This is a genomic window from Streptomyces sp. SLBN-31 (assembly GCF_006715395.1).
Lineage (GTDB): Bacteria > Actinomycetota > Actinomycetes > Streptomycetales > Streptomycetaceae > Streptomyces.
The window spans coordinates 2514059-2527620 of the sequence record NZ_VFNC01000001.1 but is presented as its reverse complement, the minus strand read 5'-3'; the positions used below and the strand labels follow the sequence as shown (position 1 = coordinate 2527620).

General features: G+C 72.5%; 14 protein-coding genes. 8 read left to right on the top strand and 6 right to left on the bottom strand.

The window, feature by feature from the left end; genetic code table 11:
* Positions 1–403 precede the first annotated feature (403 nt).
* Positions 404–748, top strand: a complete 345-nt coding sequence (locus FBY22_RS11580) for a cupin domain-containing protein (protein WP_142144753.1) — start codon at positions 404–406, stop codon at positions 746–748.
* On the opposite strand, the gene FBY22_RS11575 is transcribed toward FBY22_RS11580, so the two are convergent.
* Positions 738–1742 (bottom strand): LacI family DNA-binding transcriptional regulator, encoded by a 1005-nt coding sequence (locus tag FBY22_RS11575; RefSeq protein ID WP_142144751.1) that lies wholly within the window; start codon positions 1740–1742, stop codon positions 738–740. The genes FBY22_RS11580 and FBY22_RS11575 overlap by 11 nt on opposite strands.
* A 122-nt stretch (positions 1743–1864) precedes the next feature.
* Between FBY22_RS11575 and FBY22_RS11570 the strand changes: the two genes are divergently transcribed.
* Complete coding sequence (locus FBY22_RS11570; RefSeq protein WP_142144749.1) at positions 1865–3022, top strand: Gfo/Idh/MocA family protein; 1158 nt, start codon at positions 1865–1867, stop codon at positions 3020–3022.
* Here the strand turns inward: FBY22_RS11570 and FBY22_RS11565 are convergent.
* Together FBY22_RS11565 and FBY22_RS11560 are read right to left on the bottom strand one after the other, a co-directional pair.
* Entirely contained in the window at positions 3006–3614 is a 609-nt protein-coding gene (locus FBY22_RS11565; protein WP_142144747.1) for a poly-gamma-glutamate hydrolase family protein, read from the bottom strand. The genes FBY22_RS11570 and FBY22_RS11565 overlap by 17 nt on opposite strands.
* Before the next feature lie 11 nt (positions 3615–3625).
* A complete protein-coding gene (locus FBY22_RS11560) occupies positions 3626–4657 on the bottom strand; it encodes a LacI family DNA-binding transcriptional regulator (RefSeq protein ID WP_142144745.1) in 1032 nt (343 codons plus the stop codon).
* A gap of 107 nt (positions 4658–4764) precedes the next feature.
* Between FBY22_RS11560 and FBY22_RS11555 the strand changes: the two genes are divergently transcribed.
* The 6 genes from FBY22_RS11555 (at position 4765) to FBY22_RS11530 (ending at position 10709) form a co-directional block, all read left to right on the top strand.
* Positions 4765–5931, top strand: a complete 1167-nt coding sequence (locus FBY22_RS11555) for a phytanoyl-CoA dioxygenase family protein (RefSeq protein ID WP_142144743.1) — start codon at positions 4765–4767, stop codon at positions 5929–5931.
* 17 nt (positions 5932–5948) lie between these two features.
* Positions 5949–6725: an SDR family oxidoreductase gene (locus tag FBY22_RS11550; RefSeq protein WP_142144742.1), complete on the top strand. Its 777-nt coding sequence runs from the start codon at positions 5949–5951 to the stop codon at positions 6723–6725.
* A 50-nt stretch (positions 6726–6775) separates the two neighbouring features.
* A complete protein-coding gene (locus tag FBY22_RS11545; protein ID WP_142144740.1) occupies positions 6776–7780 on the top strand; it encodes a Gfo/Idh/MocA family oxidoreductase in 1005 nt (334 codons plus the stop codon).
* Between the two features lie 126 nt (positions 7781–7906).
* Positions 7907–9217 carry an NAD(P)/FAD-dependent oxidoreductase gene (locus FBY22_RS11540; RefSeq protein WP_260844793.1) on the top strand — a complete coding sequence of 437 codons (1311 nt, stop codon included), beginning with the start codon at positions 7907–7909 and terminating at the stop codon, positions 9215–9217.
* Positions 9218–9241: 24 nt separating this feature from the next.
* Positions 9242–10264 carry a Gfo/Idh/MocA family protein gene (locus tag FBY22_RS11535; protein ID WP_142144738.1) on the top strand — a complete coding sequence of 341 codons (1023 nt, stop codon included), beginning with the start codon at positions 9242–9244 and terminating at the stop codon, positions 10262–10264.
* A gap of 1 nt (position 10265) precedes the next feature.
* On the top strand, positions 10266–10709 hold the full coding sequence (locus FBY22_RS11530) for a GNAT family N-acetyltransferase (RefSeq protein ID WP_142144736.1): 444 nt from the start codon (positions 10266–10268) through the stop codon (positions 10707–10709).
* On the opposite strand, the gene FBY22_RS11525 is transcribed toward FBY22_RS11530, so the two are convergent.
* The 3 genes from FBY22_RS11525 to FBY22_RS11515 are packed head-to-tail and all read right to left on the bottom strand — an operon-like array spanning position 10702 to position 13562.
* A complete protein-coding gene (locus tag FBY22_RS11525) occupies positions 10702–11727 on the bottom strand; it encodes a Gfo/Idh/MocA family protein (protein WP_142144734.1) in 1026 nt (341 codons plus the stop codon). The genes FBY22_RS11530 and FBY22_RS11525 overlap by 8 nt on opposite strands.
* Before the next feature lie 19 nt (positions 11728–11746).
* Positions 11747–12649, bottom strand: a complete 903-nt coding sequence (locus FBY22_RS11520; RefSeq protein WP_142144732.1) for a sugar phosphate isomerase/epimerase — start codon at positions 12647–12649, stop codon at positions 11747–11749.
* A gap of 1 nt (position 12650) precedes the next feature.
* Positions 12651–13562, bottom strand: a complete 912-nt coding sequence (locus tag FBY22_RS11515; RefSeq protein WP_142144730.1) for an ATP-binding cassette domain-containing protein — start codon at positions 13560–13562, stop codon at positions 12651–12653.

Genomic DNA, 13562 nt, shown 5'->3' with positions numbered 1-13562 from the left:
CGTCGGGACGTCGAAAGCGGGCCGGTCGTCGGGCGTCGAGGGCGGACCGGGTGCCGGAGGTGAGGGCGGGCCGGGTGCCGGAGACTAGGGCCGGCCGGGCGCCGGAGACCAGGGCGCGCCGAGGGCCGAGGCGAGCGGGGCGACGGTGACGTCGGTGCCCGGGGCGGGTCGGGTACCGGAGGCCAGGGTGCGCCGAGGGCCGAGGCCAGCGGGGACGGGCGGTGGCGTCGGCGCCCGGGGGGGCGGACTGGTCCGCGTGTCCCGGGGCCTCACCCCGCGGCCCGGGGCCTGCCCCCGCGCCCCAGCAGACGCCCGCCGTCGCGACGATGTGTCCTTTCACCTGCGCCGATCCCCCACACTCTGTCCAGGCCCGGCGGGCCGTCGTCCTGGCTACGCTCGGTCCATGACCCACTCCTTCGCAGTGCACATCCCCGACGCCGAGCTCGAACCCGAGCCCCTCGCCCCGGAACAGATCGTCTCCGGTACGCCCGAGGTGACCGGGAGGGTGCTCTGGGAGTCGGCGGACGGCCGGCAGATCCGCGGGATCTGGCAGATCACGCCGGGCGTCGTCACCGACACCGAGGCGGACGAGCTGTTCGTCGTGGTCAGCGGGTCGGCCACGGTCGAGGTCGAGGGCGGGCCGACGCTGGAGGTGGGGCCCGGCGACATGGCGGTGCTGCGGGCGGGCGACCGTACGACCTGGACGGTGCACGAGACGCTGCGCAAGGCCTACGCCATCACTCTGTGACCGGGGCGGCCGTCGTGCCGCGGATCTCCAACACCGGTGCCGCCAGGTGGAGTCGGCCCGCTCCCCCGGGCCGCTCGAAACGGTCCAGGAGGCAGCGGGCGGCGCGGCGGCCGACCTCGTGGCCCGCGCCGTCAACCGTGGTCAGCCAAACGTGGCGCAGCCGGGAGATACTCGTGTTGTCATAGCCCACGACCGACACGTCGTGCGGGACACGCAGACCGAGTTCCTCCACCGCCGAGAGCGCGCCGACCGACGCGATGTCGTTCACGGCGAACACGGCGGTGGGCCGGTCCGGGCGGCTCAGCAGCCGGACGGTGGTGCGGTAGCCGCCCTCCTCCGTCATGTCGCTCGGCTCCACCACCGCCCGGTCCGCGAGACCGTGCTCCCGCATGGCGTACTCGAAGCTGCGCCTGCGCAGCTCGCCGACGGCGCCGTAGCCCGCGATGTGCGCGATACGGCGGTGGCCGAGGCCGATGAGGTGTTCGGTGACCAGCCGCGCGCCGAGCTCGTCGTCCCCGGCGACGACGTCCACGCCCACCGGTGCCGTCTCGCGGGCGCCGGCCACGACGACCGGGATGCGTTCGGCGACCGCGCCGAGCGCGGCGAGGTCGGGCAGCGTGCCGACGACTACCAGTCCGTCGACCCCGAGGTCGAGGAACGGGCCGGTGAGGTCCTGGCCGGTGCGGCGGTTGAGGCGGGCGTCGGCCAGCAGCATGTGCAGACCGGCCGCGCGCAGCAGCGAGTTGAGGCCGTCGAGGAGTTCGACGAACCAGGGGTTGCGCAGGTCGTCCAGGAGCACGCCGACCGTGCGGGTGCGCTGCTCGCTGAGGCTGCGCGCGGCGGCGTTCGGCCGGTAGCCGAGCTCCCGTACCGCCCGCAGCACGGCCTCCCGCTTCTCGGGCCGCACCTGTTCGGAGCCGCGCAGCACGAGCGAGACCAGCGACTTGGAGACACCGGCCTGCTCGGCCACGTCGCGGATCGTCGGCGGTTTCATGTTCTGGACCGTTCCATGAGCCGATCCGGCTTGTCAAAGGCGCGGGTGAGGGTTGACACCGGCAGAAGGGCCCCATCAGTGTGACCTGGACAGGTTGTGGACCGGTCCAAAGAGGGGCTGTCATGGTGGATTCGCTGGGTGTCGCCGTCGTCGGGTTCGGCTGGATGGGCCGGGTGCACACCCAGGCATACGCCCGCGTCCCGCACCACTACCCGAGCCTGGGTCTGCGCCCGCGGCTGGTCACGGTCGCCGAGGACGTGCCGGGGCGGGCTGAGGAGGCCGCCGCACGGTTCGGCTTCGACTCCGCCACCCGCGACTGGCGCGAGGTCGCCCGGGACCCGCGGGTGCGGGCCGTGTCCATCACCGCCCCGAACTTCCTGCACCGCGAGATCGGCGTGGCCATGGCCGAGGCCGGCAAGCACATCTGGATCGAGAAGCCGGTCGGCCTGAGCCTGGCGGACGCCCGGGCCGTCGCCGACGCGGTGGCGCGGGCGGGCGTGCAGGGGGCGGTCGGCTTCAACTACCGCAACGCTCCCGCCGTGGAGGCCGCCCGCGAGCTGATCGCCTCGGGCGAGCTCGGCACGGTCACACACGTCCGCGTGCGCCTCTTCAGCGACTACGCCGCCCACCCCGAGGGCGCCCTGACCTGGCGGTACGAGAAGGAGCGGGGCGGCAGCGGGGTCCTGGGCGACCTCGCCTCGCACGGCGCCGACCTGGCCCGGTTCCTGCTCGGCGACATCGAGTCGCTGACCGCGGACACGGCCGTGTTCATCCCCGAGCGGGCCCGGCCCACCGGCGCCACCGCAGGTCACACCCGTGCCACCGGCGGCGAGCCGGGCCCGGTCGAGAACGAGGACTACGTGAACTGTCTGCTGCGCTTCGCCTCCGGCGCCCGCGGTGTGCTGGAGGCCTGCCGGGTCTCGGTCGGCGAGCAGAACAACTACGGCTTCGAGGTGCACGGCACCAGGGGGGCGGTGTTCTGGGACTTCCGGCGCATGAACGAGCTGGGCGTCAGCCGGGGCACGACCTTCCAGGACCAGCCCGTCAGCACGGTCTACGTCGGCCCGGGCGCCGGCGAGTACGGCGCCTTCCAGCCCGGCGCCGCCAACGGCATGGGCTACGACGACCTGAAGGTGATCGAGGCCCACCGCTTCCTGCGCTCGATCGCGGAGGGCGAGCCGTACGGGGCCACGCTCCCGGACGCCGTGCACAGCGCCGCCGCGCTGGAGGCGATGACCGAGTCGGCGGAGAGCCGTTCCTGGGTCAGCGTCCGGGCATAGCGGCGAGGGACTCCACGCCCTTGGCCAGGGCGTCGACGACGGATCGCGGCGGGGTGTCCGGGACTCCCGGCGCCCACGCCCGCCCGCCGGTCCTGGCCGCGAGGGGGAGTTCGACCTGGACGCCGCCGCGGCGGGTCATGTTCACCGGGTTCCTGGGGTGCAGGCCGCGCAGCGCCACGGGGATCTCGTCGAGGTCGGTGACCGGGTCGAACTCCGGCCGCAGGGCGCCGAGTCCGCCGGCGACCAGCAGCGCCGCAGAGCGGTTGCCGCCGCCGAGGAAGACCGAGCGGGGTGTCGCGGTCCTGTTGTGGCCGTGCAGGGAGACCGTGAGTTCCACCCGGGACAGGAACTCCCGTAGCAGCGCGCAGTGTTCGACTGCCATCCGCGGCGAGCGCACGTGCACCGGCTCGGGCACGCCCGGCTGGGTGAAGACCAGGCTGGTGGCGCCGGACAACTCGGCCACCGACCGGGCCAGTTCGGCCGTACCGCCTTCGTTGCTGCCGTGCAGCGCCAGCAGTCCGATCCCGTCGCCCGGGGTCAGGGCGGCGAGCATGCGGACGCCCTCGATCTCGACCTGTTCCGTCCTGGTCACTCCCGGCCCTCTCAACTCGTCGCCTGCGGGGGCATGTTGTAGGGGGTGACCACCTGGATCGCGGACGGCAGCACGGGTCCCGCGGGCGGCAGGGCGCCGTGGGCGCGCATCACGATGTGGCAGGCCTCCCGCATGTCCTGGCGCAGGTCGTGGTGGAGGACGGCGGAGAGCCGGTGTTCGCGCAGCAGGCGGGTGTTGTCGTGGTCGAGGTCGTGCGCGACGAACACCGCGCACTCGCGGCCGAGGTCCTCGAAGGCGCGCAGGGTGGCGATGTTGCCGCCGCCGATGGAGTAGACGGCCCGGATGCCGGGGTCGCGTTCCAGGGCGGCGCGCACGAGGTCGTACTGGGTGGCGTCCAGGCCCTGGCCCTCGGCGATCTCGACCAGCGCGCGCTCGGGGTGACGGGTGCGCATGGCACTGCGGAAGCCCATCTCGCGCTCCTCCTCGTTGCGGAAGAAGCCGCTGCTGAGGCTGGTGAGCACATTGCCGGGCCGGTCTCCGAGCCACTGGCCCATCAGGTACGCGGCGGTCGCGCCGGCGGCGCGGTTGTCGATGCCGACGTAGCCGAGGCGGGCGGTGGCGGGCAGGTCGGTGAACAGGGTGACGACGGGGATGCCCGCCTCGGCGAGGCGGCCGACGGCTGCGATGATCTCCGGGACGTCCGGGGCCTTGAGGATCACGCCCTGGGAGCCGCGCCGGCCGATGCGGTCCAGGATGCCCGTCAGTTCCGCCACCGGTCCGGTCTCCCGGAAGTGGAAGCGGGAACGCACGACGGCCGGGTGCAGGGACGGCAGCTCCGTCTCCAGGGCGGCACGCACGGCGGTGGAGAACCGCTCGGGCGTCTGCATCACTATGTCGATCATGAAGGTCCGCCCGACCAGCCGGACCTGGGTGCGCTGGCGGTCCAGGTCGGCTATGGCCTGCTGGACCTCCCGCGCCGTGCTCTCGCGCACCCCTCCCCTGCCGTTGAGCACCCGGTCCACGGTGGCCTCGCTGAGCCCCGCCTGACGTGCGATCTCCCGGATCGGGAACGGGTGACCCATGCGGTGGCTCCTTGAGGGGTTTTTGATGGCCGCGTGCCGGTTGTTCGACGGGTTTGTACTGACAAGAATGGCAGCGCTGAGTCGCCCCTGTCACCGAGAGGACGCAGATGTCCTTCACCGCCGTACACCGCCGTGCCTGGCTGTCCGAGCAGGACTGCGACCTCGACTCCTTCCGCACCCTCGTCGAGCGGACCACCGACCCCGCCGACCACCCGCACGCCTCCTCCGTGGAGCGCAACGTCCTCCTCTACGACGCCGAGCGCGTCCTCGGCGCCGAGGACCGCCGCGGCGTCCAGGAGGAGTTCGTCCGCGCGCTCACCGACGGGCCCGGCGTGGTGGTGCTCCGGGGCGCGTTCCCCGACCTCGCGGTCGTCGACCGGCTCACCGAGGTGTTCGAGGCGCTGATCCGAGAGCAGGACGCGGCCGGCGCGAAGGCCGGCGACCACTTCGCCAGGCCCGGTGCGAACGAGCGGGTGTGGAACGCGCTGGAGAAGGCCGCGCTCTACGACCCGGTGGCGTTCGCCGACTACTACGCCAACCCCGTCCTCGCCCTGGTCTGCGAGGCCTGGCTCGGCCCCGGCTACCAGGTCACCTCGCAGGTCAACGTGGTCAACCCGGGCGGTCTTGCGCAGACCCCGCACCGCGACTACCACCTCGGCTTCCTCTCCGACGAGGCCGCCGCGGCCTACCCGGCGCACGTGCACCGCCTGTCCCCCGTGCTCACCCTGCAGGGCGCGGTGGCGCACTGCGACATGCCGGTGGAGTCGGGACCGACGCTGTACCTGCCGTTCTCCCAGGCCTACGAGCCGGGCTATCTGGCGTGGCGGCGGCCGGAGTTCCAGGCGTACTTCAAGGAGCACCACGTCCAGCTGCCGCTCACCAAGGGCGACGCCGTCTTCTTCAACCCGGCGCTGTTCCACGCCGCCGGGACGAACCGCACCACTGACGTGCGGCGCATGGCCAACCTGCTCCAGGTGTCCTCGGCGTTCGGCCGGGCGATGGAGACCGTGGACCGGGAGGCGGTGACGAACGCGGTCTACCCGGTGCTGCTGCGCCGCAGGACCGAGGGCGCGGACGAGGCCTGGCTGGAGAACGTGATCGCCGCGAGCTGCGAGGGCTACCCGTTCCCCACCAACCTCGACAGCGACCCGCCGGTCGACGGCCTGGCCCCGCCCTCACAGGCGGATCTCGTGCGCCAGGCGCTGCGCGAGACCCGGCCCGCGCGGATCCTGCGGGACCAACTGCGCGTGGCCGGTGAACGGCGCGCGAGCTGAAAGGGCATCGAAGATCCATGGGACTTCTCGACGACAAGGTCGTCCTCGTCAACGGCGGCAGCCAGGGCGTGGGTGCGGCCATCGCGCGGGCCGCGGTCCGCGAGGGGGCGGTCGTGGCCGTCACCGGGCGGCGGCCGGAACCCGGCGAGGCGCTGGTGGCGGAGCTGACGGCGGCGGGCGGCAAGGCGATGTTCGTCCGCGCCGACCTGGCGGACGCCGAGCAGGCCAAGACGGCCGTCGGTGACGTCGTCGCCGCGTACGGCCGCATCGACTGCCTGGTGAACTCCGCGGGACTGACGTCCAGAGGAACGCTGCTGGACACCACGCCCGAACTGTTCGACCAGCACATCGCGATCAACCTCAAGGCGCCGTTCTTCGCGATGCAGGCGGCCGTCGCGGACATGGTCGCCCGCCACGCGCCCGGCACGGTCGTCAACATCATCACCTCCTCGGCGCACGGCGGGCAGCCCTTCCTCGCCCCCTACGTCGCCGCCAAGGCCGGTCTGATCGGCCTGACCCGCAACGCGGCGCACGCCCACCGCTTCGACCGGGTCCGCATCAACGGCCTGAACATCGGCTGGACCGCGACCGAGGGCGAGGACGCCACCCAGAAGGCGTTCCACGGCGCCGGGGACGACTGGCGCGAGCAGGCCGCGGCCCGGCTGCCGATGGGCAAGCTTGGCCAGCCTGACGAGATCGCCGACTTCGTGGTCTTCCTGCTGTCGGACCGGTCGGGCGTGGTGACCGGATCGGTGATCGACTGGGACCAGAACGTCCTCGGCGGCCTCGACTGACCTCCTTACTCCCCCGCTCACCGGAAACACCCTCAAGGAGCTGCACCCCCATGCGCATCGGAATCCTCGGCCTCGGCCGCATCGGCGCCTTCCACGCCGAGACCCTCTCCGGGCTCGACGCGGTCGACTCGCTCGTCCTCACCGACCCGTTCGCGGACGCCGCCAAGAGCGCCGCCGACCGGTTCGGCGGCGAGGTCGTGGACTCGCCGGAGGCCCTTCTGGCCGCCGGGGTGGACGGCATCGTCGTCGCCGCCGCGACCGACGCCCACCCCGGGCTGATCCTGGCCGGCGTCGAGGCCGGTATCCCCGTCTTCTGCGAGAAGCCCGTGGCCCGGACCATGGCCGAGGGCGTCGAGGTCCTCAAGGCCGTCGAGGGCAGCGACGTGCCGATCCAGATCGGTTACAACCGCCGCTTCGACGCCGGTTTCGTCGCCGCCCGGGCCGCCGTGCGGAGCGGGGAGCTGGGCAAGCTGCACACCGTGCGTTCGACCACGCTGGACCCGGCGCCGCCGCCGGCCGCGTACATCGCCGCCTCGGGCGGCATCTTCCGCGACTGCAGCGTCCACGACTTCGACATCATCCGCTGGGTGACCGGCCGCGAGGTGGTCGAGGTGTACGCGGTCGGCGGCAACCGCGGCGCCGACTACATCAAGGAGGCCGGTGACGCGGACACCACCGGCGCGATCCTCACGCTCGACGACGGCACCATCGCGGTGGTCTCCAACTCCCGTCACAACGCCCGGGGTTACGACGTCCGCATGGAGATCCACGGCTTCACGGACTCCATCGCCGTCGGCCTGGAGGACAAGCTGCCGCTGCGTTCGGTGGAGCCCGGCGTGACCTTCCCGGCGGGCACCCCGCACGACTTCTTCATGGACCGCTTCACCGCGGCCTACCGTGCCGAGCTGACCGCGTTCACCGAGGTCGTGGCCGGGAAGATCCCCTCGCCGTGCACGATCGGGGACGCCCTGGAGGCCGGCTGGATCGCCGACGCCTGCACGCTTTCCCTGCACGAGCACCGCCCGGTGACGATCGCCGAGGTCCGCGCCGGCTGACCGGCGTCCCGCTCAGAAAAGCGTGTTCCGGGTGCCGGTCGGTCTCAGGTACCCGGAACACCATCACGTCTCTCCACGTATGACCAAGGGATGCGATCACGTCCCGCCTACCGAGGAGCGACGACCATGAACGCCGACACGGAGCCGATGTCCCGGCCGTACGAACGCCCCGCCCGCCCCCGCAGCGCGGTGGTCGTCGGTGCCGGACCGAGCGGCCTCGCGGTCGCCCGGGAACTGGAGCGCGCCGGGCACCGGGTGACCGTCCTGGAGGAACGGGACACCGTCGCCGGCAAGTGCCGCAGCGTCGACATCGACGGGCGCGGCTACGACCTCGGCGGCCACATCTGCACCAGCCGCTACGAGCGGACGGCGCATCTGGTGACCGAGCTGGGCCTGAAGACGGAACGCACGAGCCGCTACCGCGTCCTCGACGTCGAGACGGGCACCGCGAGCCGGCAGCAGATGGGGTTCCTGCGCGACAAGGCCTTGGGGCGCTACCGAGCCCTGCGGGAGCGGGAGTTCCCCCGCATCGCCGAACCGGGGCTCGCCCACTCGGCGCGCGCTCTGGCCGCACCCGTCTCCGAGTGGATCGCCGAACACGGCCTGGAGTCGATGGCCGAGTCCTTCGGCACCGGATACACGGCGGCCGGTTACGGCTATCTCGACGACGACGTGCCGGCGCTGTACTTCGTCAAGTACGCCGAGATGACCGGGCTGTTGTCGCCCCGGCCCGAACTGCTGGGCCACGCGGGCGCCTTCACCGTGGTAGGCGGGTTGGGCGGGCTGTGGCAGCGGGTCGCCGAGGAGCTGAGGGACGTGCGGTGCGGGGTCCGCGTGCGGTCGGTGCAGCGCGGTCCGGACGGCGTGCGGGTGGTCACGGACTCCGGTCGGCTGGAGGCCGACGACCTGGTTCTCGCCGTCCCCCTGGACCGGATCCTGCCCGTCCTGGACGCCTCCGACGACGAGCGCGACCTCGCCGGACGGGTCCGTACCCACGCCTACCACACCACCGTGGCCGTCGCTCCCGGCCTCCCGGAGGACGGCTTCTACTTCCTCGACGGCCACACCGCGAGCCGCTCGGCGAGGGGCCACTGCGTCTCGTACCACCACCGCTACCCCGGCAGCGAGGTCCGGACCTTCTACTCCTACGGCCGCCCCGGCGACGTCGCCGCACGGCTGGAGGACGACGTGGAGCGGCTCGGCGGACGGCTGGCCGGGGTGCACGGGCGGCACGAGTGGGCGTTCATGCCGCACTTCGGCAGTGCCGACCTGGCGGACGGCGCGCTGGACCGGCTCGACGCGCTGCAGGGCCGTGACCGCACCCACCACGTCGGCGGCCTGCCGGCCTTCGAACTGATCGAGTGCACCGTCGCCCACGCGCAGGACCTCGCGCGTCGCCACTTCCCCCCGGTGGACGGCACACTGAGCACGCAGTGACGGATCAAGGAGAACGGAAAGATCATGAGCGAACCGGTCCGGGAGCCCCTGCGCATCGGAGTGCTGGGCGCCGCGCGGATCACCGAACGCGCCCTCGTCGACCCGGCGCGCGCCGCCGGTCACCGGCTCGTCGCCGTGGCCGCCCGTGACCGGGCCCGCGCCGAGGCCTTCGCCGCCGAGCACGGCGTGGAGCGCGTCGTCGGCTCCTATGCCGACCTGCTAGCCGACCCCGAGGTCGAGGCGGTCTACAACCCCCTCGCCAACGGTCTGCACGGCCCGTGGAACCTCGCCGCCCTCGCCGCGGGCAAGCACGTCCTGACGGAGAAGCCGTCGGCGAGCAACGCCGAGGAGGCCGCCGAGGTCCGGGAGGCGGCGGCCAAGGCCGGCACGGTCTTCATGGAGGGCTTCCACTACCTGTTCCACCCGGTCACCCGGCGTCTGCACGAGCTCCTGGAGAGCGGCGAACTGGGCGACCTGCGGCGGGTGGAGACGCTGGTGGCGATCCCGGCGCCGGACGACGGCGACCCGCGCTGGTCGCTGCCGCTGGCCGGCGGCGCCATGATGGACCTGGGCTGCTACGGCCTGCACGCCCTGCGGATGCTGGCGCCCTGGGCGGGCGGCGCCCCGCGCCTCGCGTCCGCCCAGGGCGGGGAACGGGCGGGTGCGCCCGGCGTCGACGAGTGGCTGGACGCCGGACTCGCCTTCCCCGGCGGCGCCACGGGTTCCGCGCGCTGCCACATGGCGTACGACGGGCTGGAGATGAGCTGCCGGATCATCGGTACCAAGGGCGAGGCGAGCGCCCCGAACTTCGTCCTGCCCCACCTCGACGACCGCGTCGTGGTGCGCACGGCGGAGGGTGAGCGGACGGAGCGCCTCGGCACCCGGTCGTCGTACGCCTACCAGTTGGAGGCGTTCGCGGCGCGGGTGCGGGAGGGCACGCCCGTGCCGCTGGACGCGGACGACGCGGTGGCAACGATGAGGCTGGTCGACGAGTGCTACCGGGCGGCGGGCTTCGCACCCCGGCCGCGCAGCACCGTCGGGAGCTGACATGGCCTTCCGGATCGTCCCCGCGCGGGTGGCGGACATCCGGCAGGTCCTCGCCGACCACGCCCGGTACTGGGGCGACCGCGACCTGCGGGCGCTCCATCTCCTGCCGCTGGTGCACGAGTTCGGCGAGACCTGTCTGGTCGCCCGGTCCGAGGACGGCGTCCTCGGCTATCTCATCGGCTTCGTCACCCCGGACGGCACCGGCTACGTGCACCTGGTCGCGACGCGCGACGACGCCCGCGGCGCCGGTCTGGGACGCGCGCTGTACGGCGCCTTCACCGAGGCCGCCGGTCGGCAGGGGGCGGTGCGGCTGAAGGCGATCACGACCGTCGGCAACGAGGGTTCGGTCGCCTTCCACCGCAGCCTGGGCTTCGACGTGCGCGTGGAGGAGGAGTACAACGGGCCGGGGCAGCCGCGGGTGGTGTTCTCGCGGACGCTCAGCTGACGTCGTAGAGGGCCGGCCGTTCCACCAGTTCGACCTCCACCCGGCCGCCCTCCTCAAGGGCCCGGACTCCCGCCTCGCACACCGCGGCCACCGCGTAGCCGTCCCATACGCCGGGGCCGGTGACCTCGCCGCGTCGGGTGGCGTCGACCCACGCCTGGACCTCGCGGTCGTAGGCGTCGGCGAAGCGTTCCACGAAGTCCTGGGGGATGGTGCCGCCCCAGCGGCCGGCCATGTTGGTGACCATGGCGTGGCCGTCGCCGATGCGGGCGGTGCCGCGTTCGCAGACCACCTCGGCCTGGACCTGGTAGCCGAAGCCGCAGTTGACGAAGATCTCGACGTCGACGATCGCGCCGCCGTCGGTCTCGAAGACCACGAACTGCGGGTCCTGCATCTGGTCGGGCGCGTTCGCGGACGGCGTCGGGCGCAGCACGGTCACGGCAGTGATCTCGTGGCCCAGCAGCCAGCGGGTGACGTCCATCTCGTGCACGACGGAGTCGTTGATCAGCATCTCGCTGCGCCAGCCGGGCGGCGAGGCGACGTTGCGGTGCCGGTTGTGGAGCATCAGGGGCCTGCCCAACTGGCCGGTCCCCAGCAGGGACTTGAGCTTCATGTACTCGGCGTCGTAGCGCCGCATGAAGCCGACCTGGACCCGGCGCCGGCCGAGGCGCAGCTCGGCCTCCATGACCCGCAGCGCGGACGCCGCGTCCGGGGTGAGCGGCTTCTCGCACAGCACGGGCAGGTCGTGCTCGAACGCCGCCAGCAGGGCCGCCTCGTGAGCGGGCCCCGGGGAGGCGATCAGGACGGCGTCGACGTCGGCCGCCGCCATCGCGGCCGCCGGGTCGGTGTAGGCGGTGCATCCCTCGACGCGGGCGGCGACGGCCTTGGCGCGTTCGGCGTCGACGTCCACGACGGCGGTGACTCTGGCGCCGCTGACGACCTGCTGGATACGGCGGACGTGGTCGGCGCCCATCTTCCCGGTGCCGACGACGGCGACTTGCAGCGTTGCGGGCTGAGCCATGGTCGTCCCCTCCAGGGAGTCAGGCGCCGCAGGACCTCAGGAACGCGCGGGTGCGCACCGCGATGGGCAGCGGCCGGTCCGGCTCGCAGGGGTACATGTCCTGCTCGACGATCGCGAACAGCTCCACGCCGAGCCGCTGTGCGGCCTCCAGGACGGGGCCCAACTCCGGTACCCCGGACGGCGGTTCGCACATGACACCCTGCGCGACGGCGGGCCCGAACGGGGTGCCCGCAGCCCGGACACCGACCAGGACCTCCGGATCGACCTGCTTGAGGTGCAGGTAGCCGATCCGCTCGCCGTAGGTCTCGATCAGCTTGACGCTGTCGCCGCCGCAGTAGGCGTAGTGCCCGGTGTCCAGGCAGAGGTTGACCAGTTCGGTGTCGGTGGAGTCGAGGAAGCGCTCGACGTGGTCCTCGGTGTCGATGTGCGTGTCCGCGTGCGGGTGCACCACGAGGTCGAGGCCGTACGTCTCCTTGACCTCGTGGCCGAGCCGTTCCATGCCCTTGGTCAGGTAGGCCCACTGCTCGCCGGTGAGCTCCGGCGGCTCCAGCATCTCGGCGGTCTTGTCGTCCCGCCAGAACGACGGGATGACGACCAGGTGCCGGGCGCCCATCGCCTGGGTGAGCGCGGCCACCTGGCTGACGTGCTCCCAGGTGGACTCCCAGACGGACGGGCCGCGGTGCAGGCCGGTGAAGACCGTGCCCGCGGACACCTTCAGGCCACGCCTGCCGGTCTCCTCGGTGAGCCGGGCCGGGTCGGTCGGCAGATAGCCGTACGGACCCAGCTCGATCCACGCGTAACCGGCCTCGGCGACCTCGTCCAGGAAGCGTTCCCAGGGCACCTGCCGCGGGTCGTCCGGGAACCAGACGCCCCACGAGTCGGGGGCCGAGCCGACGCGGATGCGGTCGAGGGCGCCGGCCATGTCAGGAGGCCCCTTCCGAAGTCCCGACGGGGGCGGTGAGGTCGGCTGCCTCGGGGAGTTCTTCGACGTCGACGCCGCGGACCTGGGCGAGTTCGTGCTTGAGGGCGGCGAGTTCGGCGCCTCCGGCCATGTGGTTGGTCAGCTCGTCCAGGCTGACCTCGTCGCGGGAGGCGTTGAGTTCCATGGTGCCCAGGCGCAGGACGCTGAAGTGGTCCCCGACCATGTAGGCGTGGTGGGGGTTGTGGGTGATGAAGATGACCCCCAGGCCCTTGTCCCGGGCGGCGGCGATGTACTTGAGGACCACGCCGGACTGCTTGACGCCCAGGGCGGCCGTCGGCTCGTCCAGGATGAGGACGCGGGCGCCGAAGTACACGGCGCGGGCGATGGCGACGCACTGGCGCTGGCCGCCGGAGAGGGTGCCGATGGGCTGTTCGAGGTCGTCCAGGACGATGCCCATGTTGCGCAGTTCGGTATCCGCGGTCTTCTTCATCGTCTCGATGTCGAGGCGGCGCAGGGGCCAGGGGCCCTTGGTGATCTCGGAGCCGAGGAAGAAGTTGCGCCACACCGGCATCAGGGGGACGACGGCGAGGTCCTGGTAGACGGTGGCGATGCCCTTGTCGAGTGCCTCGCGGGGGGTGGAGAAGCGGACCGGGCGGCCGTCGACGAGGAAGTCGCCCTCGGTGTGCTGGTGCAGTCCGGAGATGATTTTGATCAGGGTGGACTTGCCGGCGCCGTTGTCGCCCAGCACGCAGGTCACCTTGCCGGGGTGCACGGACAGGGACACGCCGTGCAGGGCACGGATGTTGCCGTAGGACTTGCCCGCGCCGCGCAGTTCGACGATCGGACCGTCCTCGTCCTGGACCGGGGCGTCCGGGAGGACGGCTCCGTGCGTGCTCGATTCGTTCTTCGTCAT

Excerpts from the sequence above, each read along its gene's own strand:
- FBY22_RS11580 (WP_142144753.1), top strand. The coding sequence starts at position 404 with ATGACCCACTCCTTCGCAGTGCACATCCCCGACGCCGAGCTCGAACCC.
- FBY22_RS11575 (WP_142144751.1), bottom strand. The coding sequence starts at position 1,742 with ATGAAACCGCCGACGATCCGCGACGTGGCCGAGCAGGCCGGTGTCTCC.
- FBY22_RS11570 (WP_142144749.1), top strand. The coding sequence starts at position 1,865 with ATGGTGGATTCGCTGGGTGTCGCCGTCGTCGGGTTCGGCTGGATGGGC.
- FBY22_RS11560 (WP_142144745.1), bottom strand. The coding sequence starts at position 4,657 with ATGGGTCACCCGTTCCCGATCCGGGAGATCGCACGTCAGGCGGGGCTC.
- FBY22_RS11555 (WP_142144743.1), top strand. The coding sequence starts at position 4,765 with ATGTCCTTCACCGCCGTACACCGCCGTGCCTGGCTGTCCGAGCAGGAC.
- FBY22_RS11550 (WP_142144742.1), top strand. The coding sequence starts at position 5,949 with ATGGGACTTCTCGACGACAAGGTCGTCCTCGTCAACGGCGGCAGCCAG.
- FBY22_RS11545 (WP_142144740.1), top strand. The coding sequence starts at position 6,776 with ATGCGCATCGGAATCCTCGGCCTCGGCCGCATCGGCGCCTTCCACGCC.
- FBY22_RS11540 (WP_260844793.1), top strand. The coding sequence starts at position 7,907 with ATGAACGCCGACACGGAGCCGATGTCCCGGCCGTACGAACGCCCCGCC.
- FBY22_RS11535 (WP_142144738.1), top strand. The coding sequence starts at position 9,242 with ATGAGCGAACCGGTCCGGGAGCCCCTGCGCATCGGAGTGCTGGGCGCC.
- FBY22_RS11530 (WP_142144736.1), top strand. The coding sequence starts at position 10,266 with ATGGCCTTCCGGATCGTCCCCGCGCGGGTGGCGGACATCCGGCAGGTC.
- FBY22_RS11525 (WP_142144734.1), bottom strand. The coding sequence starts at position 11,727 with ATGGCTCAGCCCGCAACGCTGCAAGTCGCCGTCGTCGGCACCGGGAAG.
- FBY22_RS11520 (WP_142144732.1), bottom strand. The coding sequence starts at position 12,649 with ATGGCCGGCGCCCTCGACCGCATCCGCGTCGGCTCGGCCCCCGACTCG.
- FBY22_RS11515 (WP_142144730.1), bottom strand. The coding sequence starts at position 13,562 with ATGACGAAGAACGAATCGAGCACGCACGGAGCCGTCCTCCCGGACGCC.